Here is a 17,301-nt window from a genome sequence, read left to right as displayed (position 1 = left end):
TGCCGCCAGCAATTATTTAATGGCAATAATTTGTTATCCATGCCCGAATTTTCCGGGCTGGCCGTCAGCAGGTTGCCAACAATTTGCAGACAGGAATTCATATAGTGGTGCCCGCTGTACTCTACTGCCAGCAGGATGTTGGCTGGTCAGGACACGAACTCTGCTAAGAAGGTGTCACAATGAATGATTCGCTAAAAGCGCAATGTACCGCCGAGTTTTTGGGCACCGGGCTGTTTTTGTTTTTCGGCATCGGTTGCCTGAGCGCGTTAAAGGTGGCGGGAGCAAGCCTCGGATTGTGGGAGATTTGCATCATATGGGGATTGGGGATCTCTCTTGCTGTCTATCTGACCTCAGGAATATCCGGTGGCCATCTCAACCCTGCTGTTACCGTCGCGTTGTGGTTATTTGCTTGTTTTCCGGGACGAAAAGTTTTTCCTTACATCATTGCACAGGTCGCAGGCGCCTTTGGCGGAGCTGTGCTGGCCTACGTGCTTTACAGCACAATGTTTACCGAGTTTGAAGCCACACACCATATCGTGCGCGGTAGCGTAGAGAGCCTGCAGCTGGCAAGCATCTTTAGTACCTATCCCGCGGCATCACTGAGCATCTGGCATGCGGCGCTGGTCGAAGTGGTGATTACCTCCATGCTGATGGGGATGATTATGGCACTGACTGACGACGGTAACGGTGTGCCAAAAGGGCCGCTGGCTCCGCTGCTGATTGGTTTACTGGTCGCGGTTATTGGCGCATCCACCGGGCCGCTTACCGGGTTTGCGATGAATCCGGCGCGTGATTTTGGACCGAAGCTATTTACGTGGATGGCGGGCTGGGGTGATATCGCGATGACTGGCGGACGGGATATTCCGTACTTTATTGTGCCGATTGTTGCACCGTTAATCGGGGCCTGTCTGGGGGCGGCTATCTATCGTTATCTGATTGGTAATAACTTACCCTGTAATACCTGTAAATTAGAGGATTGATGTATCCGCTGAAATAACTAAAAATTTTCATGAACCGGTATCACGAAGTCGCCCAAAATGTCTCCCACGGATGGGAGACATTTGCTATCGTATTATTCTTTTATCGTTGGCGGCAAATGATGATGAAAGTAAGTGAATATTAAAGAAATGTTTTATTTATAACAAAAAATTAACTGAGAGGTTTTATCATGATTTCTGCGAGCACACTGAACTCAGAACTCATCAATAAAATCGCACAGGATTTTGCGCAGGCCACCAGTCTGGCGGTTGTGGTAGTCAATATTCACGGTGATGAAATTTCTGAACTGTTTAATTTTACGCCTTTCTGTCAGCTGATGCGTCAGCACCCTCAGCACAGCACCCGCTGTCGGATGAGCGACCGCTGCGGTGGTCTGGAAGCTTCAAAAACCGATCAGCTCTGTATCTATCGCTGCCACGCCGGGTTAACCGATTTTTCCATCCCTTTGGTTATTGCCGGGCACCTGGTGGGCTTTGTGCTATGCGGGCAGGTGCGCTTAAGTAACGATGTTGAACTGGTCGACATTTTGAACGTCGATGACCGCTGGCAGACCGATCCTGAGCTGGTCAAAGCGTTCCGCGACGTACCGGAGATGGACTACTCGCGCGTCATTGCTTCCGCCGATTTACTCAAGCTAATAGTAGAAAATTGTCTTAAAAAACAGCTCAATTTTGTCGTGATTAAAGACAATCCGCAGCAGCCTGAACCCGCGCGCGCCAGCCGGGCCGTTAGCCCCCATGACAGTAAAATGAAGAAGGCGTTGCGCTATATCGATGCCCATTTGTCTGATGAGCTTCGCCTGGAAGACGTTGCCGCCCATGTTTATCTCAGCCCGTACTACTTCAGTAAGCTGTTCAAAAAATATCAGGGAATTGGCTTTAACGCGTGGGTTAACCATCAGCGGATGGTGAGCGCCAAAGAGCTGCTGTGTCACAGCGACTGGAGTATTGCCAGCATTGCGCGGAATTTAGGATTTTCTCAAACCAGCTATTTTTGCAAAGTTTTTCGCCAGGCCTATCAGGTGACTCCGCAGGCTTATCGCCAACAAATTAATGCCAGATCACAAACTGAACCATTTTAAATGACAATATTTTGTTATTGCCGATTTTTGATATGCCCCCGTATCTGCCTCATTATAAAATGAAAAACTCTCATCCAGAGCAATAAATTGTCATAGCGCAACAAATTAATAATGAGAGAGCGCTAAGCTGCACCAGTTTTTATTTATTTGATGGGATAGAGTGTTATCAGAAATTGCTTTCAGGTCGCCGCAGGCGTAATGAAAAGATTTTGCAATTAGATATTAGAGATGACGGAAGCCATCCAGCCTCCGTAAGATGTTCCAGAAATTATTCGAGTGAGGACTCATCCCGCTCGAGAAAACCGACAGGTGCCAGGGAAGGGGGTGTAAATCCCCCGCAGCCCCCGCTGCTGTGATGCTGACGAACCCATATTTGACCACTGATCGCGAGATTGGGAAGGATGGGAGAGGACGACGCTAAGCCAGAAGACCTGCCTGTCGGTGACTACCAACAACTTCGGTGGGAAGTGGGTTGCTCAGATGCGTACAGTCGAAAGACTGGGTTTGCGCGCACCTCTACAGCCCTACCACCCTGAACAGGATCAGGGTATGGCAGCCAGGCAGCATGCATTTATTCTCGCAGGGACCGGCAGCGGTTGTGGCAAAACCACCGTTACGCTCGGTCTGCTCAGCCTGCTGAAACAGCGCGGCATGCGGGTTCAGCCCTGTAAAGTCGGCCCGGATTATCTCGATACCGGCTGGCATACCGCCGTCAGCGGCGTCGCCTCCCGCAACCTCGACAGCTTCATGCTCCCGGAACCGATTCTCAATGCGCTGTTTTGTGAACAGATGCAGCAGGCGGACATCGCGGTGATTGAAGGCGTCATGGGGCTTTATGACGGCTATGGCACCGACCCGAATTATTGCAGCACCGCCGCGATGGCCAAACAGCTCGGCTGCCCGGTGATTTTACTGGTCGATGGCAAAGCGGTATCCACCTCCATCGCCGCCACGGTAATGGGATTTCAGCACTTCGATCCCAGCCTGAATATCGCTGGCGTTATCGTCAATCGCGTTAACAGCGAATCCCACTATCAGCTACTGAAAAGCGCGATTGAACGCTACTGCGCGCTGCCGGTTCTCGGCTACGTGCCGCGAGTGGAAGGCGTGGCCTTGCCCGAACGCCATCTGGGGCTGGTGACCGCCCGAGAATCGCTGGTTAACCAGCAGCCGTGGCGCGATTTTGCCCAAACGCTGGCGCAAACTCTGGATATTGAACAACTTCTGACCCTCAGCCAGCTTACTGCTTTACCCACCGGGGAGTGGCCTGCGCTACCGTCGCCTGCTGCCGGAGCAGGTTTGACTCTGGCGCTGGCAGACGACGAAGCCTTCAACTTTTACTACCCGGATAACCTCACCCTGCTTGAACGTTGCGGAGTGAATATTGTGCGCTTCAGCCCGCTGCACGATAGCGAACTCCCGCCGTGCCAGATGATCTGGCTTGGCGGTGGTTATCCGGAAATTCATGCCGCCGCGCTGGCGGCCAATACCGCCATGCTGGCGCAGTTGCAGGATGCGCATCGGCGCGGGGTGGCTATCTACGCCGAATGCGGCGGGCTGATGTATCTCGGCAGCACCCTTGAAGACGCCGGCGGTGAAGTTTACCCGATGGCCAATCTTATTCCCGGCCACAGCAAGATGGGCAAACGGCTCACCCGCTTTGGCTACTGCGAAGCGAGGGCGATGCGGCAAACGCTGCTGGCAGCACCCGGTGAAACCCTACGCGGGCACGAGTTTCACTACTCAGATTTCATCCCGGAAAACCCGGCGGTGCTGGCCTGCCGTAAAGTGCGCGACGGGCTGACGCTTCAGCAGTGGTCGGGGGGCTGGCAGGTAGGCAACACTTTTGCCAGCTACCTGCATCTGCATTTCGCCCAGCGTCCGGCGATGCTCAACCACTGGCTGGCTGCCGCAAGGAGCGCCCAATGACGCTGCTGGCCTGGTGCGTTGCCTGGCTCCTCGATTTTATCATCGGCGACCCGCAGAGCTGGCCGCATCCGGTGCGCTGGATAGGCAACCTGATCTCCGCCGTTCAGCGCAGCGTGCGCCGCTACTGCCACAGCGACTTTGCTTTACGCATCGGCGGCGGGGTGATGTGGGTCATCGTGGTCGGCCTCACGTGGGGTATCTCCTGGGGCGTGCTGACGCTGGCGCAGATGATTCATCCGTGGCTTGGCTGGGTGCTTGAGGTGTGGATGATCTTCACCGTGCTGGCCGGACGCTGTCTGGCGCAGTCGGCGCGGGATGTTGAGCGTCCACTACGCGCGGGCGATCTGGCGGAAAGCCGCGTCAAGCTGTCGTGGATTGTCGGGCGCGACACCTCGCAACTTGAGCCGCAGCAGATTAACCGTGCGGTGGTGGAAACGGTGGCGGAAAACGCCGTTGACGGCATTATTGCGCCGCTCTTCTTTCTACTGCTGGGCGGCGCGCCGCTGGCGATGGCTTATAAAGCGGTCAACACCCTCGACTCGATGGTCGGTTACAAACATGAAAAATACCGCGCCATCGGCATGGTTAGCGCCCGCCTTGATGATGTTGCCAACTTTATTCCTGCTCGCCTGAGCTGGCTGCTTATCAGCCTGGCCGCTTTCCTCTGCCGTGAAGCGGGCGACCGCGCGCTGCGTATTGGCTGGCGCGATCGCTACAACCACAGCAGCCCGAACTGCGCCTGGTCAGAGGCGGCGGTTGCCGGGGCGCTCGGCATTCAGCTTGGTGGCCCCAATGATTACTTTGGTCAGCGCGTGGAGAAGCCGTGGATTGGCGACGCGACGCGCGACATTGCCGTAGACGATATTTCCCGAACGATTCGACTGATGTGGGTAGCCTCGACCCTGGCACTGGCGCTGTTTATGGCGACGCGGTACTGGCTGGTTGGCGTGGCCTGAGGACAAATAAATGCACTATATCCAGCAACCACAGGCGATTGAGGCGAAAAGCTTCGACATTATTGGCGACATTATTGCAGAAACTCGCCCGGACTACCGCTTTGCCAGCCCGCTGCATGAAGCCATTATCAAACGGGTGATCCACACCACCGCCGATTTTGACTGGCTGGATATTCTGTGGTTTTCCCCCGATGTTCTTGAGCGCCTCAGCGCAGCCCTGAGCCAGCCCTGCACCCTGTATACCGATACCACCATGGCGCTCTCCGGGATTAATAAAACCCTGCTGGCTAAATCCGGTGGCGAGTGCCGCTGCTATATCAGCGATCCGCGCGTAGTGGCGGAGGCGAAAGCGCAGGGGATGACCCGCTCGATGGCGGCGGTTGACATCGCGGTTACCGAAGAGGGCGAGAAGGTGTTTGTTTTCGGCAATGCCCCCACCGCGCTGTTTCGTCTGCTTGAGCATGATGTCGCGGTGAACGGCGTGATTGGCGTGCCGGTTGGTTTCGTCGGCGCGGCGGAATCGAAAGAGGCCCTGACGCAAAGCAACCTGCCAGCCATTGCCGCTCTGGGTCGCAAAGGCGGTAGCAACGTCGCCGCGGCTATCGTCAACGCCATTCTGTATCACCAGCAGGGGGCGCGATGAGCGAGCAATCCTTCGACTCCCCGGTGTGGCACAACGGCAAGGCATTGCGTAAAGGCTATACCACCGGCTCCTGCGCGACGGCGGCGGCAAAAGTCGCGGCGCTGATGGTGATGCGCCAGCATCTGATTCATCAGGTCTCGATTATTACCCCGTCCGGCGTGACGCTGTGTCTTAACGTCGAGTCGCCGCACGTCGAAGGACAGCAGGCGATTGCCGCGATTCGTAAAGACGGCGGCGACGATGTTGATGCCACCCACGGGATGATGATTTTTGCTCGTGTGACCCTTGATGACTCCGGCGACATCACTCTGCGCGGCGGTGAAGGCGTCGGCACCGTGACGCGCAAAGGGATTGGCCTGCCCATCGGCAGTCCGGCAATTAACCGTACTCCGCGCCACACCATTGAGTCAGCGGTGCGCGAAGCGATTGGCCCATCGCGCGGGGCGGCGGTAGAAATTTTCGCACCGGAAGGCGAAGAGCGGGCGCAGAAAACCTACAACTCACGGCTCGGTATTTTAGGCGGCATCTCGATTATCGGTACCACCGGGATCGTCACGCCAATGTCGGAGGAGAGCTGGAAGCGTTCGCTGTCGCTGGAGCTGGAGATCAAACGCGCGGCGGGGTTGGAGCGCGTGGTGCTGGTGCCGGGCAACCACGGCGAGCGCTTTGTTCGCGAGCAGATGGGGATTGATTCTCAGGTGGTGGTCACCATGAGCAACTTTGTCGGCTACATGATTGAAGAGGCCGTGCGCCTTGGTTTCCGCCAGATTGTGCTGATCGGCCATCCCGGCAAGCTGATTAAAATTGCCGCCGGTATTTTCCACACCCACAGCCATATTGCCGATGCGCGCATGGAAACGCTCGTCGCGCACCTGGCGCTGCTCGGCGCGCCGCTGGAGCTGCTGCGGCTGGTCAGCGAATGCGATACCACTGAAGCGGCGATGGAGCATATCGACGCATACGGTTTTCAGCATATCTACGACCATCTTGCCGAGCGCATCTGCCTGCGGGTGATGCAGATGCTGCGCTTTACCAAAACGCCGCCCACCTGCGACGCCATCATGTTCTCCTTTGATAACAAGGTTCTCGGCAGCAATCGCCCGGTCGAAGAGATCGCTCGGGAGATGTCATGTTAACGGTTGTCGGCATGGGGCCGTCGGGCCTGCATCTGATGACGCCCGCGGCGCGTGAGGCGGTGGCGACGGCAGACGCCCTGGTTGGCGGCAAGCGGCATCTATTGCAGTTCCCTGAATTTCACGGCGAGCAGTTTGCGCTGGGTGCCAATATTGCCGAGCTGCTGGAATGGCTCGAAGAGCGTGAAGCGCAGCAAGTGGTGGTGCTGGCCTCCGGCGACCCGCTGTTTTACGGCATCGGCACGCGGCTGATTGCCCACTTTGGCATCGAACGCGTGCGCATTATCCCCGGTATCAGCGCGGTGCAATACCTGTGCGCCCGCGCCGGAATCGATATGAACGATATCTGGCTGACCAGCAGTCACGGGCGAGAGGTCTCTTTCGATGAGCTGGCTCGCCACAGCAAAGTGGCGATGGTGACCGACGGACGCTGCGGGCCGCGTGAAATTGCCGCCCAGCTGACGGCGCGGGGAAAAGGGTATCGCTGGATGGTGATTGGCGAAAATCTGGCGATGGAAAATGAGCGCATTCACTGGCTGCCGGTTAGTGAGGTCGACGCTGAATATGAAATGAACGCGGTGGTGATCCTCGATGAAAGATGAGCTTTTTCTGCGCGGCGAGAAAGTGCCGATGACCAAAGAAGCGGTTCGCGCGCTGGCGCTGGCCAAACTTGAACTGCACCGGGCAAGCCACCTGATTGATATCGGCGCCGGTACCGGCAGCGTGTCGATTGAGGCGGCGTTGCAATACCCCTCGCTACAGGTGACGGCGGTCGAACGCAACCCGGCGGCTCTGCAACTGCTGGACGAAAATCGCCAGCACTTCGCCTGCGGCAACATTGAGATCTTGCCCGGCGAAGCGCCGATGGTGATAACTGAACGGGCCGACGCCATTTTTATGGGCGGCAGCGGCGGCCATCTTGGGGAACTGATTGACTGGTCCTGGCAGCAGCTCTATCCCGGCGGTCGTCTGGTGATGACCTTTATTCTGCAAGAGAACCTGAACTCCGCCCTCGACTATCTGCAACAACGGGGGATCGAACAGGTCGATTGCCTCCAGCTTAACGTTTCGTCGCTGACCCGGCTTGGCAGCGGCCACTATTTCAAACCGAATAATCCCGTTTTTGTTATCGCCTGTCAGAAGGAAGAAAACCATGGCTGAGACATTTGACCCCCGTAGTGTGTGGTTCGTTGGCGCAGGGCCGGGCGACCGTGAGCTGATTACCCTCAAGGGTTACCGCTTGTTGCAGCAGGCCCAGGTGGTGATCTACGCCGGTTCGCTGATAAACACCGAATTACTGGAGTATTGCCCGGCAGGAGCTGAGTGCCACGACAGCGCCGAACTGCATCTGGAGCAAATTCTCGACCTGATGGAAGCGGGCGTAAAAGCCGGGAAAACGGTGGTGCGTTTACAGACCGGAGACGTCTCGCTGTACGGTTCGGTACGCGAGCAGGGTGAAGAGCTGACTAAACGCGGTATCGACTGGCAGGTGGTGCCGGGCGTCAGCGCATTTTTGGGCGCGGCGGCGGAGTTGGGCGTCGAGTACACCGTGCCGGAAGTCTCTCAGAGTCTGATTATTACCCGTCTTGAAGGGCGCACGCCGGTGCCGGAACGCGAGCAGCTTGAAGCGTTTGCCAGCCACCAGACCTCAATGGCGATTTATCTCTCGGTGCAGCGCATTCATCGGGTGGCGGAACGCCTGATTGAAGGCGGCTACCCGGCCACCACGCCGGTGGCGGTTATCTATAAAGCGACCTGGCCGGAAAGCCAGACCGTGCGCGGCACGTTGGCCGATATCGGCGACAAGGTCCGCGATGCAGGGATCCGTAAAACGGCGCTCATTCTGGTCGGGAATTTCCTTGGGGACGAGTATCACTACTCAAAACTCTACGCGGCGGACTTTAGCCATGAATACCGTAAAGCCTGAATCTATCGCTCTTTTCTGCTTGACCCCCGGAGGTGTCTTGCTGGCGAAAAGGTTGGCGGCAATGCTGCCGTTAACCTGCTTTACCAGCGAGAAGCTGCTGGAGGAGGGGTTTCTACCCTTTGAAAACGGCTTCGCCAACGCCGCGCGCGAGGCCTTCAGCAGCTACTCGGCGCTGATTTTCATCGGTGCGACCGGTATCGCGGTGCGCGTGCTGGCGCCGCTGGTTAATGACAAGTTCAGCGATCCAGCGGTGGTGGTGATCGATGAACGCGGGCAGCACGTCATCAGCCTGCTCTCCGGTCACGCGGGCGGGGCTAATGCTCTGAGCCGCTATCTGGCGGGAATGCTCGGTGCCGATCCGGTGATCACCACCGCCACCGACGTTAACGATATGGCGGCCCTCGATACCCTGGCATTCCAGCTTAACGCGCGGATGACCGACTTCCGCGCGGCGGTGAAAATCATTAACCAGATGCTAGTCAGCCATCAGCGCGTCGGCCTGTGGTGGGATGAAGAGCTGGATGAAGATGTCAATCACTGCGACCGGCGTGGGTTTATTACCGTTTCTGACCTGAATCAGCTTCCCGAACTGGATGCGCTTATTTGCATCACTCTGCGCAACGAGCTGCCGGAGATCGCCGTGCCGCACTGGAAGCTGGTGCCGCAGCGCGTCGTTGCGGGCATCGGCTGCCGCCGCGATACGCCGTTTCCGCTGTTAGCGGCGCTGCTGGCGCGCCAGCTTGAAGCGCAGCGCCTCGATCCGCTGGCCCTGAAAGCCATCGGCAGCGTCACGCTGAAGAAACACGAGCAGGGGCTGATCCAGCTGGCCTCCTGCTGTCGCGTGCCGTTTGAAACCTTTACCGCTGACGCGCTGCGTGAGCATGAACATCATTTCCCTGCGTCCTCGTTTGTTCGCCAAACGGTGGGGGTTGGGAGCGTATCGGGTCCGGCGGCGTGGCTGCTGAGCCATGGGCAACTGTTGGGCGAAACCCTGCGCGAACAGGGCGTCACTATTACTTTGGGAGTTTCACACTGATGTTAAGCGTAATCGGGATTGGCCCTGGCTCACAGTCAATGATGACTATGGAAGCGATTGAGGCGTTACAGGCGGCGGAAATCGTCGTGGGTTATAAAACCTACACCCACCTGGTGAAAGCCTTTACCGGCGATAAGCAGGTGATTAAAACCGGGATGTGTAAAGAGATTGAACGCTGCCAGGCGGCGATTGAGCTGGCGCAGGCCGGGCATAACGTGGCGCTGATTAGCAGCGGCGACGCCGGTATTTACGGCATGGCGGGACTGGTGCTGGAGTTGGTGAGCAAACAGAAGCTCGACGTAGAAGTCCGCCTTATTCCAGGGATGACCGCCAGTATCGCCGCCGCCTCGCTACTGGGCGCACCGCTGATGCACGACTTCTGCCATATCAGCCTCAGCGACCTGCTGACGCCGTGGCCGGTGATTGAAAAACGAATTGTTGCCGCAGGTGAAGCCGACTTCGTTATCTGTTTTTACAACCCGCGCAGCCGCGGCCGCGAAGGACATCTGGCCCGTGCCTTTGAACTGCTGTCTGCCAGAAAAAGCGCACAAACGCCGGTGGGCGTAGTGAAATCCGCCGGGCGCAAAAAGCAGGAAAAATGGCTGACCACCCTGGGGGAGATGGATTTTGAACCCGTCGATATGACCAGCCTGGTGATCGTAGGTAATAAAGCGACCTATATACAGGATGGCCTGATGATCACGCCGCGAGGCTATGTGCTGTGAGCTTTGGCGAAGTGCTGGTCATGGGCGGAACCAGCGACGCGCGGGCGCTATGCCAACAGCTGGACGCGGCGCAGGTCAAATACACCCTGTCGGTGGCAACGCCGACCGGCCAGCAGCTGGCAGGCGATATTCAGGGTCAGGTTCGCTGCGGGCGACTTGAGCTGGAGGAGATGGTTGCCTGGCTAAAGGCCAACCGTACTCGCTGGGTCATTGACGCTTCGCACCCTTACGCCGAAGTGGTGAGTCGTAACATCATCCGCGCCTGTGAAATCGCTGGCGTGTTGCTCAGCCGCTATCAGCGCCCGGAACAGCTTAGCAACCTGACGCATCCACAGCTTTATACCGTGCAGAGCATCGAAGAAGCCTGCGATGTGGCGCGGGGCTTTGGTCAGCGCGTATTGCTCACCACGGGAAGCAAAGATCTGGCGCGCTGGCGGGCAGGATTAGGTGAAAAAACGCTGCTGGCTCGCGTACTGCCCGTTCCCGATGTTATCGCGCAGTGCGCTGAGCTTGGCTTTGGCGTCGGCGAGATCTTCGCGCTATGCGGGCCGTTCAGCGCCGAGTTTAACGCCGCTTTTTACCGCCAGTGCCGCGCCGATGTGGTGATCACCAAGGCCTCCGGCGCGGAAGGCGGCTATCAGGAAAAAGTACAACCCTGTCTTGATGCCGGTATCCCCTGCATCGTGATTACGCGCCCGGCACCGCTGGTGACGGGTGAAGAGTTACTGGAAAGTCAGGCTGCCTTTGCCCAACGCTTAGCGCGCTGGCTGGCCGCTGCTTAAGGAGTCAGAAATGAAAAAAGCGCTTCTGGTGATCAGTTTTGGCACCAGCTATCCCGACACCTGTGAAAAGAACATTGTCGCCTGCGAGCGTGAGTTGGCGGCCAGCTGTCCTGACCGCGACACGTTTCGCGCCTTTACCTCCGGGATGATTATTCGCAAGCTCAAGCAGCGTGATGGTATCGAGATTGATACGCCGTTGCAGGCTTTGCAGAAGCTCGCCGAACAGGGCTATCAGGATGTGGCGATTCAGTCGCTGCACATCATTAACGGCGATGAATACGAAAAGATCGTTCGCGAAGTGCAAAGCATGCGCCCGCTATTCGCCCGCTTGACGCTGGGCGCGCCGCTGCTGAGCAGCCATGACGATTATGTTCAACTGATGCACGCACTGCGTCAGCAGATGCCGCCGCTTGCTGAGAAAGAAACGGTGGTCTTTATGGGGCACGGTGCCAGTCATCACGCCTTCGCCGCCTACGCCTGTCTGGACCATATGATGACCGCCCAGCGCTTTCCGGCGCGGGTTGGGGCAGTCGAAAGTTATCCAGAAGTTGACATTCTTATCGACAGCCTGCGCCAGCAGGAGGTTACCGGCGTTCACCTGATGCCGTTGATGCTGGTGGCGGGCGATCATGCCATCAACGATATGGCCTCCGATGAAGAGGACTCCTGGAAAACGTTGTTCAACGCCGCCGGTATTCCGGCGACGCCGTGGCTTAGCGGGCTGGGAGAGAACCCGGCGGTGCGCGCAATGTTCGTCGCCCATCTACAGCAGGCGCTGAATCTGGCGATGGAGGAAGCGGCATGAGCGGCAAACTGTATGCCCTGAGCACCGGGCCGGGCGCGTCCGACCTGATTACCGTTCGCGCGGCGCGCATTCTTGGCAAACTGGATATTCTCTACGCCCCCGCCGGACGTAAAGGCGGTGACAGCCTGGCGCTTTCCATCGTGCGTGAATATATCGGCGAACAGACCGAAGTACGCTGCTGCCATTTTCCGATGAGCGCTGACAGTGCGGAAAAAGAGGCGGTCTGGGACGAAGTTGCCGCTGCGCTGGTGCACGAAGTGGAGGCGGGTAAACAGGTCGGGTTTATTACCCTCGGCGACGCCATGTTGTTCAGCACCTGGGTGTTCTTACTCCAGCGTATCGGCTGTGCGAACTGGCTGGAGATTGTTCCCGGCGTCACCTCTTTCGCCGCCATTGCCGCGCGTTCAAAAACGCCGCTGGCTATGGAGCAACAGTCGCTGGCGGTGGTCTCCTGCACCGCGCCGGAAGAAGAAATTGAACAGGCGCTGCGCCAGCATGAAAGCCTGGTGCTGATGAAAGTGTATGGCCGTTTCCCCCGCATTAAAGTGCTGCTGGAGAAAAACGGCCTGCTCGATGCCGCGCTGATGATGTCCGAGGCCACGCTGCCCGGCGAACAGTGCTGGCGTCATCTGAATGATGTCAGCGACGAACAGCCGCTGCCCTATTTTTCGACCATCCTGGTGAATAAACAGTGGGAGTATGCAGAATGAAACTTGAACAACAGCTAAAACAGCTGTCTTTCAGCGGGTTAGCTGCGGCGCTATTGCTGATAGTGGTTCCCGAAAAGGCCTTCGCGATGCACATCATGGAGGGATTTTTACCCCCGATGTGGGCCCTGGCATGGTGGCTGCTGTTTCTGCCTTGCCTGTGGTACGGGCTGGTGCGCCTGCGCCGTATCGTGCAGGAAGATAACAACCAGAAGGTACTGCTGGCTCTGTGCGGAGCGTTTATTTTTGTGCTCTCGGCGCTGAAAATTCCTTCCGTCACCGGCAGCTGTTCGCACCCGACCGGCGTCGGCCTGGCGGTCATTCTGTTCGGGCCGGGCGTGGTGGCGATCCTTGGCGCTATCGTGCTGCTGTTCCAGGCGCTGCTGCTGGCGCATGGCGGGCTGACAACGCTCGGCGCTAACGGCATGTCGATGGCGGTGATTGGGCCGGTGGTCGGCTATATGGTGTGGAAAATGGCCTGCCGGGCGGGGATTCGCCGCGATGTCGGGGTCTTTCTCTGCGCGATGCTGGCGGATCTGGTGACCTACTTTGTCACCTCCGTGCAGCTTGGCGTGGCCTTCCCGGATCCGACGGCGGGCGCAACCGGCTCGATCGTCAAATTCATGGGGATCTTCTGCCTGACGCAGATCCCGATCGCCATCGCTGAAGGGTTGTTAACCGTCATGATCTACGACCAGTTGACCAAACGTCAGCTGATCACCGCACAGACCGCACAGGGGCATTAACATGAAAAAGACGCTGATATTGTTAGCGATGGTAGTGGCGCTGGTGATCCTGCCGTTCTTTATTAATCACGGCGGGGAATATGGCGGTTCGGACGGCGAGGCGGAGAGCCAGATTCAGGTGGTTGCACCGCACTATGAGCCATGGTTCCAGCCGCTGTACGAACCGGCGAGCGGGGAGATTGAAAGTCTGCTGTTTACGCTACAGGGCTCTCTTGGCGCGGCGGTGATTTTCTATATTTTGGGCTACAGCAAAGGCAGACAACGCCGTGATGACCGGGTTTGACAGACTAAGCTATCAAAGCCGCTGGTTTCACGTCGCGCCAGAGCGCAAGTTTCTGTTCTGGCTGCTGCTGATGGTGCTGGCCTTTACCCTGCCTCCGCTGGGGCAGGGTATTGAAATGGTGCTGATTGCCGCCTTGACCTGCTGGCTGCTGCGGGTTTCATTATGGCGCTGGTGCCGCTGGATGGCGCTACCGTTCGGCTTCCTGTTGATCGGCGTGCTGACCATTCTGTTTAGCATCAGCCGCGACCCGCATGCTCTGCTGGTGAGCGTTCCGCTGGGAAGCTACTGGCTGGGCATCACGTCAGCGGGGCTGAACACCGCTAATGAGACCTTCTGGCGCAGCCTGGCGGCGCTGGCGTCAACCTTCTGGCTGGTGCTGAACCTGCCGTTCCCGCAGCTGATTTTGCTGCTTAAGCGCGGTCGGGTACCACGACTGTTGACCGAGCAAATCCTGCTGACCTGGCGCTTTATTTTTATTCTGTTGGACGAAGCGCTGGCGATTCACCGTGCGCAAACTTTGCGTTTTGGCTACCGTAGCGTGCCGAAAGGCTATCGCTCGCTGGCGATGCTGGTGGGGTTGCTGTTTACCCGGGTGATGATCCGCTACCAACAAATGAGCACCACGCTGGATATCAAACTGTACCAGGGTGATTTTCACCTCTAAGGATAAGTATGCTTGCCACGACCGATCTCTGGTTTCGCTATCAGGATGAGCTGGTGCTGAAGGGGCTGACGCTGGATTTTTCTCACCACTCCGTGACCGGGCTGGTGGGGGCAAACGGCTGCGGAAAATCCACGCTTTTTATGAACCTGAGCGGCCTGCTGCGCCCGCAAAAAGGGGCGGTGTTGTGGCAAGGAAAGCCGCTGGATTACGGCAAGCGCGGCCTGCTGGCGCTGCGTCAACAGGTGGCGACCGTATTTCAGGATCCGGATCAGCAGATCTTTTATACCGATATCGACAGCGATATCGCCTTCAGCCTGCGCAACCTGGGCGTTGCGGAAGATGAAATTGCCCGCCGGGTGGACGATGCGCTGACCCTGGTTGATGCGCAGTCTTTTCGCCAGCAGCCGATTCAGTGCCTGAGCCACGGGCAGAAAAAACGCGTGGCGATTGCCGGCGCGCTGGTGCTGCAGGCACGCTATTTACTGCTTGATGAGCCCACAGCGGGCCTCGATCCCTCCGGGCGCGCGCAGATGATCGACATCATTAAGCGCATTGTCGATCAAGGCAACCACGTGGTGATCTCCAGCCACGATATCGATCTGATTTATGAAGTCAGCGATGCGGTTTACGTTTTGCGTCGTGGCGAAGTGCTGGCGCACGGTGAACCCGGCGAGGTATTTTCCCGCAGCGAGTTAATGACGCAAGCTGGACTCACCCAGCCGTGGCTGGTGAAACTGCATGCGCAGCTGGGGCTGCCGCTGTGCAAAACCGAAGACGAGTTTTTTGAGCGGATGCGAAATCATGCAATGAAGGAGGCGTCATGACGCTGGCAATTATGTTACAGGGCACCGCTTCTGACGTCGGTAAAAGCGTGCTGGTGGCGGGGCTGTGCCGTATTTTTTATCAGGACGGGCAGCGTACCGCGCCGTTTAAATCGCAGAATATGGCACTCAATTCCGGTATCACGCCGGATGGCAAAGAGATGGGGCGTGCGCAGATTTTCCAGGCTGAAGCAGCCGGCATTGCCCCGGATGTGCGTATGAACCCGGTGCTGCTCAAGCCGACCAGCGACCGCAAAGCCCAGGTGGTGCTGATGGGCAAGGTGGCGACCGATATGGACGCGGTGAGCTATCACGAATACAAGCCGCGACTGCGCGAGCAGATCCTTTCGGTCTATAACAGCCTGGCAGCCGAGCATGATGTGCTGGTGCTGGAAGGGGCGGGCAGCCCGGCGGAGATCAATCTGCGCGACCGCGACATCGTCAATATGGGCATGGCCGAAATGGCGCAGTGCCCGGTGATCCTCGTGGCGGATATCGACCGCGGTGGCGTCTTCGCCTCCATTTACGGCACCCTCGCACTGCTGCACGACCACGAACGTGCGCGGGTCAAAGGGGTGATCATTAACAAATTTCGCGGCGACGTGACGCTGCTTTACTCGGGTATCGAGCAGATAGAAGCGCTGACCAACGTCCCGGTGCTCGGCGTGATGCCGTGGCTGGATGTTGATCTCGAAGACGAAGACGGCGTGGCGCTGCAAAAAGGCAAATACCTGCGCACCGATAAGCGTGACATTGAGATTGCCGTGGTCCAGGTACCGCATATTTCCAACTTTACCGACTTCAACGCGCTGGCGGCTCAGCCGGACGTTCGCGTGCGCTATGTTCGCCAGCCGCAGGAACTGGCGGGCGCGGATATGGTGATCCTGCCGGGCAGCAAAAATACGCTCGGCGATCTGCTCTGGCTGCGCGAAAGCGGGATGGCGCACGCGGTGCTGCAGGCCCGGCGTCAGGGCGTGCCGGTGCTGGGGATTTGTGGCGGCTACCAGATGCTCGGCGAAACCATTATTGATGAGGTGGAATCGGGACTTGGCACCCAGCCCGGGCTAGGGTTGCTCAATACCGTGACCCACTTCGCACAGCACAAAACCACCACTCAGGTCACGGCGACACTGGCTCCAGCGCTGCCGGAGTGGCTGGCGGAAACTGCAGGGCTTGCCGTACGCGGCTATGAAATTCATATGGGCGAGACCGAGCTGCACGACGGCTGCCGTTCGTTGATGCAATTACATAAAAACGGGCTGAGCGTGGCGGACGGCGCGGTGAGCGACGATGGTCTGGCGTTTGGTACCTATCTTCATGGCTTGTTTGATAGCGATGAATTCACCCGCGCGCTGGTTAACGGCCTGCGCCAGCGTAAAGGTCTGGCGGCGCTCGATAGTGACTTCCAGTATGCGCAGTACAAATCCCAGCAGTTCGATCTACTGGCCGACGCGATGCGCCAGAATATTGATATCGAAAAAATCTACGCCATCATGCGCCAGCATCAGGAGCCCGTATGCTGACTTTAGTCACTGGCGGGGCGCGCAGCGGTAAAAGTCGTCACGCCGAAGCGCTGATCGCCCACTCGCCGCAGGTGCTGTACATCGCCACTTCGCAGATTTTTGATGATGAGATGGCGGCGCGGATCCAGCACCACCGCGACGGCAGGCCCGCGCACTGGCGCACGGCTGAGCGCTGGCAGCAGCTTGATGAGCTGATAACGCCGGATAACCATCCCGAAGAAGCGATCTTGTTGGAATGTATTACCACCATGGTCACCAATTTGCTGTTTGCGCTGGGCGGCGACAGTTCGCCGGACGGCTGGGATTACGCGGCGATGGAGCGGGCTATTGACGCCGAAATCGCGGTGCTGATTGCCGCCTGTCAGCGCTGCCCGGCTCACGTGGTGCTGGTAACCAATGAGGTGGGGATGGGGATCGTGCCGGAAAACCGTCTGGCCCGCCATTTCCGCGATATCGCCGGGCGGGTGAATCAGCGCCTTGCGGCGGCGGCGGATGAGGTCTGGCTGGTGGTGTCGGGCATTGGCGTAAAAATCAAATAAAT

20 protein-coding genes and 1 riboswitch are annotated in these 17,301 nt (G+C 57.9%); all 20 genes read left to right on the top strand.

The window, feature by feature from the left end; all coding sequences use genetic code 11:
- Window positions 1-179: 179 nt before the first annotated feature.
- The 20 genes from pduF to cobU all read left to right on the top strand — a co-directional run bounded on the left by pduF (window position 180) and on the right by cobU (window position 17,299).
- Window positions 180-980 (top strand): propanediol diffusion facilitator PduF, encoded by an 801-nt coding sequence (gene pduF / locus HV127_RS01335; protein WP_182234643.1) that lies wholly within the window; start codon window positions 180-182, stop codon window positions 978-980.
- A gap of 188 nt (window positions 981-1,168) precedes the next feature.
- On the top strand, window positions 1,169-2,080 hold the full coding sequence (gene pocR, locus HV127_RS01330; protein WP_182234640.1) for a regulatory protein PocR: 912 nt from the start codon (window positions 1,169-1,171) through the stop codon (window positions 2,078-2,080).
- 290 nt (window positions 2,081-2,370) lie between these two features.
- A riboswitch (cobalamin riboswitch) is annotated at window positions 2,371-2,534 on the top strand.
- Window positions 2,535-2,629: 95 nt separating this feature from the next.
- Window positions 2,630-4,009, top strand: a complete 1,380-nt coding sequence (locus HV127_RS01325; RefSeq protein WP_182234638.1) for a cobyrinate a,c-diamide synthase — start codon at window positions 2,630-2,632, stop codon at window positions 4,007-4,009.
- A complete protein-coding gene (cbiB, locus tag HV127_RS01320; RefSeq protein WP_182234636.1) occupies window positions 4,006-4,965 on the top strand; it encodes an adenosylcobinamide-phosphate synthase CbiB in 960 nt (319 codons plus the stop codon). The genes HV127_RS01325 and cbiB overlap by 4 nt, the downstream gene beginning before the upstream one ends.
- A gap of 10 nt (window positions 4,966-4,975) precedes the next feature.
- A complete protein-coding gene (locus tag HV127_RS01315) occupies window positions 4,976-5,608 on the top strand; it encodes a cobalt-precorrin-8 methylmutase (RefSeq protein ID WP_182234634.1) in 633 nt (210 codons plus the stop codon).
- Window positions 5,605-6,744: a cobalt-precorrin-5B (C(1))-methyltransferase CbiD gene (gene cbiD / locus HV127_RS01310; RefSeq protein ID WP_182234632.1), complete on the top strand. Its 1,140-nt coding sequence runs from the start codon at window positions 5,605-5,607 to the stop codon at window positions 6,742-6,744. Before HV127_RS01315 ends, cbiD begins: the two co-directional genes overlap by 4 nt.
- A complete protein-coding gene (locus HV127_RS01305; protein WP_182234630.1) occupies window positions 6,738-7,343 on the top strand; it encodes a cobalt-precorrin-7 (C(5))-methyltransferase in 606 nt (201 codons plus the stop codon). Before cbiD ends, HV127_RS01305 begins: the two co-directional genes overlap by 7 nt.
- The gene (locus HV127_RS01300; RefSeq protein WP_182234628.1) at window positions 7,333-7,902 is read left to right on the top strand and encodes a decarboxylating cobalt-precorrin-6B (C(15))-methyltransferase; all 570 of its coding nucleotides are present in this window, start codon (window positions 7,333-7,335) and stop codon (window positions 7,900-7,902) included. Before HV127_RS01305 ends, HV127_RS01300 begins: the two co-directional genes overlap by 11 nt.
- Window positions 7,895-8,668: a cobalt-precorrin-4 methyltransferase gene (locus HV127_RS01295; protein WP_182234626.1), complete on the top strand. Its 774-nt coding sequence runs from the start codon at window positions 7,895-7,897 to the stop codon at window positions 8,666-8,668. Before HV127_RS01300 ends, HV127_RS01295 begins: the two co-directional genes overlap by 8 nt.
- The gene (gene cbiG / locus HV127_RS01290) at window positions 8,649-9,704 is read left to right on the top strand and encodes a cobalt-precorrin 5A hydrolase (RefSeq protein WP_182234624.1); all 1,056 of its coding nucleotides are present in this window, start codon (window positions 8,649-8,651) and stop codon (window positions 9,702-9,704) included. The genes HV127_RS01295 and cbiG overlap by 20 nt, the downstream gene beginning before the upstream one ends.
- On the top strand, window positions 9,704-10,429 hold the full coding sequence (locus HV127_RS01285) for a precorrin-3B C(17)-methyltransferase (RefSeq protein ID WP_182234622.1): 726 nt from the start codon (window positions 9,704-9,706) through the stop codon (window positions 10,427-10,429). Before cbiG ends, HV127_RS01285 begins: the two co-directional genes overlap by 1 nt.
- On the top strand, window positions 10,426-11,211 hold the full coding sequence (locus HV127_RS01280) for a cobalt-precorrin-6A reductase (RefSeq protein WP_182234620.1): 786 nt from the start codon (window positions 10,426-10,428) through the stop codon (window positions 11,209-11,211). Before HV127_RS01285 ends, HV127_RS01280 begins: the two co-directional genes overlap by 4 nt.
- 10 nt (window positions 11,212-11,221) lie before the next feature.
- Complete coding sequence (locus HV127_RS01275) at window positions 11,222-12,016, top strand: sirohydrochlorin cobaltochelatase (RefSeq protein ID WP_182234618.1); 795 nt, start codon at window positions 11,222-11,224, stop codon at window positions 12,014-12,016.
- Complete coding sequence (locus HV127_RS01270; RefSeq protein ID WP_182234616.1) at window positions 12,013-12,726, top strand: cobalt-factor II C(20)-methyltransferase; 714 nt, start codon at window positions 12,013-12,015, stop codon at window positions 12,724-12,726. The genes HV127_RS01275 and HV127_RS01270 overlap by 4 nt, the downstream gene beginning before the upstream one ends.
- Window positions 12,723-13,469: a cobalt ECF transporter S component CbiM gene (gene cbiM / locus HV127_RS01265; RefSeq protein WP_110275912.1), complete on the top strand. Its 747-nt coding sequence runs from the start codon at window positions 12,723-12,725 to the stop codon at window positions 13,467-13,469. Before HV127_RS01270 ends, cbiM begins: the two co-directional genes overlap by 4 nt.
- 1 nt (window position 13,470) lies before the next feature.
- Window positions 13,471-13,752 carry an energy-coupling factor ABC transporter substrate-binding protein gene (locus tag HV127_RS01260; RefSeq protein ID WP_110275911.1) on the top strand — a complete coding sequence of 94 codons (282 nt, stop codon included), beginning with the start codon at window positions 13,471-13,473 and terminating at the stop codon, window positions 13,750-13,752.
- Window positions 13,739-14,416 (top strand): energy-coupling factor ABC transporter transmembrane protein, encoded by a 678-nt coding sequence (locus HV127_RS01255; protein WP_142982688.1) that lies wholly within the window; start codon window positions 13,739-13,741, stop codon window positions 14,414-14,416. Before HV127_RS01260 ends, HV127_RS01255 begins: the two co-directional genes overlap by 14 nt.
- An 8-nt stretch (window positions 14,417-14,424) precedes the next feature.
- The gene (locus HV127_RS01250) at window positions 14,425-15,240 is read left to right on the top strand and encodes an energy-coupling factor ABC transporter ATP-binding protein (RefSeq protein WP_182234614.1); all 816 of its coding nucleotides are present in this window, start codon (window positions 14,425-14,427) and stop codon (window positions 15,238-15,240) included.
- Complete coding sequence (locus HV127_RS01245; protein ID WP_182234612.1) at window positions 15,237-16,760, top strand: cobyric acid synthase; 1,524 nt, start codon at window positions 15,237-15,239, stop codon at window positions 16,758-16,760. The genes HV127_RS01250 and HV127_RS01245 overlap by 4 nt, the downstream gene beginning before the upstream one ends.
- Window positions 16,754-17,299 carry a bifunctional adenosylcobinamide kinase/adenosylcobinamide-phosphate guanylyltransferase gene (gene cobU, locus HV127_RS01240; RefSeq protein ID WP_110275907.1) on the top strand — a complete coding sequence of 182 codons (546 nt, stop codon included), beginning with the start codon at window positions 16,754-16,756 and terminating at the stop codon, window positions 17,297-17,299. The genes HV127_RS01245 and cobU overlap by 7 nt, the downstream gene beginning before the upstream one ends.
- Window positions 17,300-17,301 lie beyond the last annotated feature (2 nt).

Source organism: Klebsiella sp. RHBSTW-00215 (assembly GCF_014103785.1).
Classification (GTDB): Bacteria; Pseudomonadota; Gammaproteobacteria; order Enterobacterales; family Enterobacteriaceae; genus Klebsiella.
The sequence above is the reverse complement of the archived record's forward strand: the minus strand, read 5'-3'. Positions and strand labels throughout refer to the sequence as shown.

Coding starts and splice junctions, on each gene's coding strand:
- pduF (WP_182234643.1), top strand. CDS start 180: ATGAATGATTCGCTAAAAGCGCAATGTACCGCCGAGTTTTTGGGCACC.
- pocR (WP_182234640.1), top strand. CDS start 1,169: ATGATTTCTGCGAGCACACTGAACTCAGAACTCATCAATAAAATCGCA.
- HV127_RS01325 (WP_182234638.1), top strand. CDS start 2,630: ATGGCAGCCAGGCAGCATGCATTTATTCTCGCAGGGACCGGCAGCGGT.
- cbiB (WP_182234636.1), top strand. CDS start 4,006: ATGACGCTGCTGGCCTGGTGCGTTGCCTGGCTCCTCGATTTTATCATC.
- HV127_RS01315 (WP_182234634.1), top strand. CDS start 4,976: ATGCACTATATCCAGCAACCACAGGCGATTGAGGCGAAAAGCTTCGAC.
- cbiD (WP_182234632.1), top strand. CDS start 5,605: ATGAGCGAGCAATCCTTCGACTCCCCGGTGTGGCACAACGGCAAGGCA.
- HV127_RS01305 (WP_182234630.1), top strand. CDS start 6,738: ATGTTAACGGTTGTCGGCATGGGGCCGTCGGGCCTGCATCTGATGACG.
- HV127_RS01300 (WP_182234628.1), top strand. CDS start 7,333: ATGAAAGATGAGCTTTTTCTGCGCGGCGAGAAAGTGCCGATGACCAAA.
- HV127_RS01295 (WP_182234626.1), top strand. CDS start 7,895: ATGGCTGAGACATTTGACCCCCGTAGTGTGTGGTTCGTTGGCGCAGGG.
- cbiG (WP_182234624.1), top strand. CDS start 8,649: ATGAATACCGTAAAGCCTGAATCTATCGCTCTTTTCTGCTTGACCCCC.
- HV127_RS01285 (WP_182234622.1), top strand. CDS start 9,704: ATGTTAAGCGTAATCGGGATTGGCCCTGGCTCACAGTCAATGATGACT.
- HV127_RS01275 (WP_182234618.1), top strand. CDS start 11,222: ATGAAAAAAGCGCTTCTGGTGATCAGTTTTGGCACCAGCTATCCCGAC.
- HV127_RS01270 (WP_182234616.1), top strand. CDS start 12,013: ATGAGCGGCAAACTGTATGCCCTGAGCACCGGGCCGGGCGCGTCCGAC.
- cbiM (WP_110275912.1), top strand. CDS start 12,723: ATGAAACTTGAACAACAGCTAAAACAGCTGTCTTTCAGCGGGTTAGCT.
- HV127_RS01260 (WP_110275911.1), top strand. CDS start 13,471: ATGAAAAAGACGCTGATATTGTTAGCGATGGTAGTGGCGCTGGTGATC.
- HV127_RS01255 (WP_142982688.1), top strand. CDS start 13,739: ATGACCGGGTTTGACAGACTAAGCTATCAAAGCCGCTGGTTTCACGTC.
- HV127_RS01250 (WP_182234614.1), top strand. CDS start 14,425: ATGCTTGCCACGACCGATCTCTGGTTTCGCTATCAGGATGAGCTGGTG.
- HV127_RS01245 (WP_182234612.1), top strand. CDS start 15,237: ATGACGCTGGCAATTATGTTACAGGGCACCGCTTCTGACGTCGGTAAA.
- cobU (WP_110275907.1), top strand. CDS start 16,754: ATGCTGACTTTAGTCACTGGCGGGGCGCGCAGCGGTAAAAGTCGTCAC.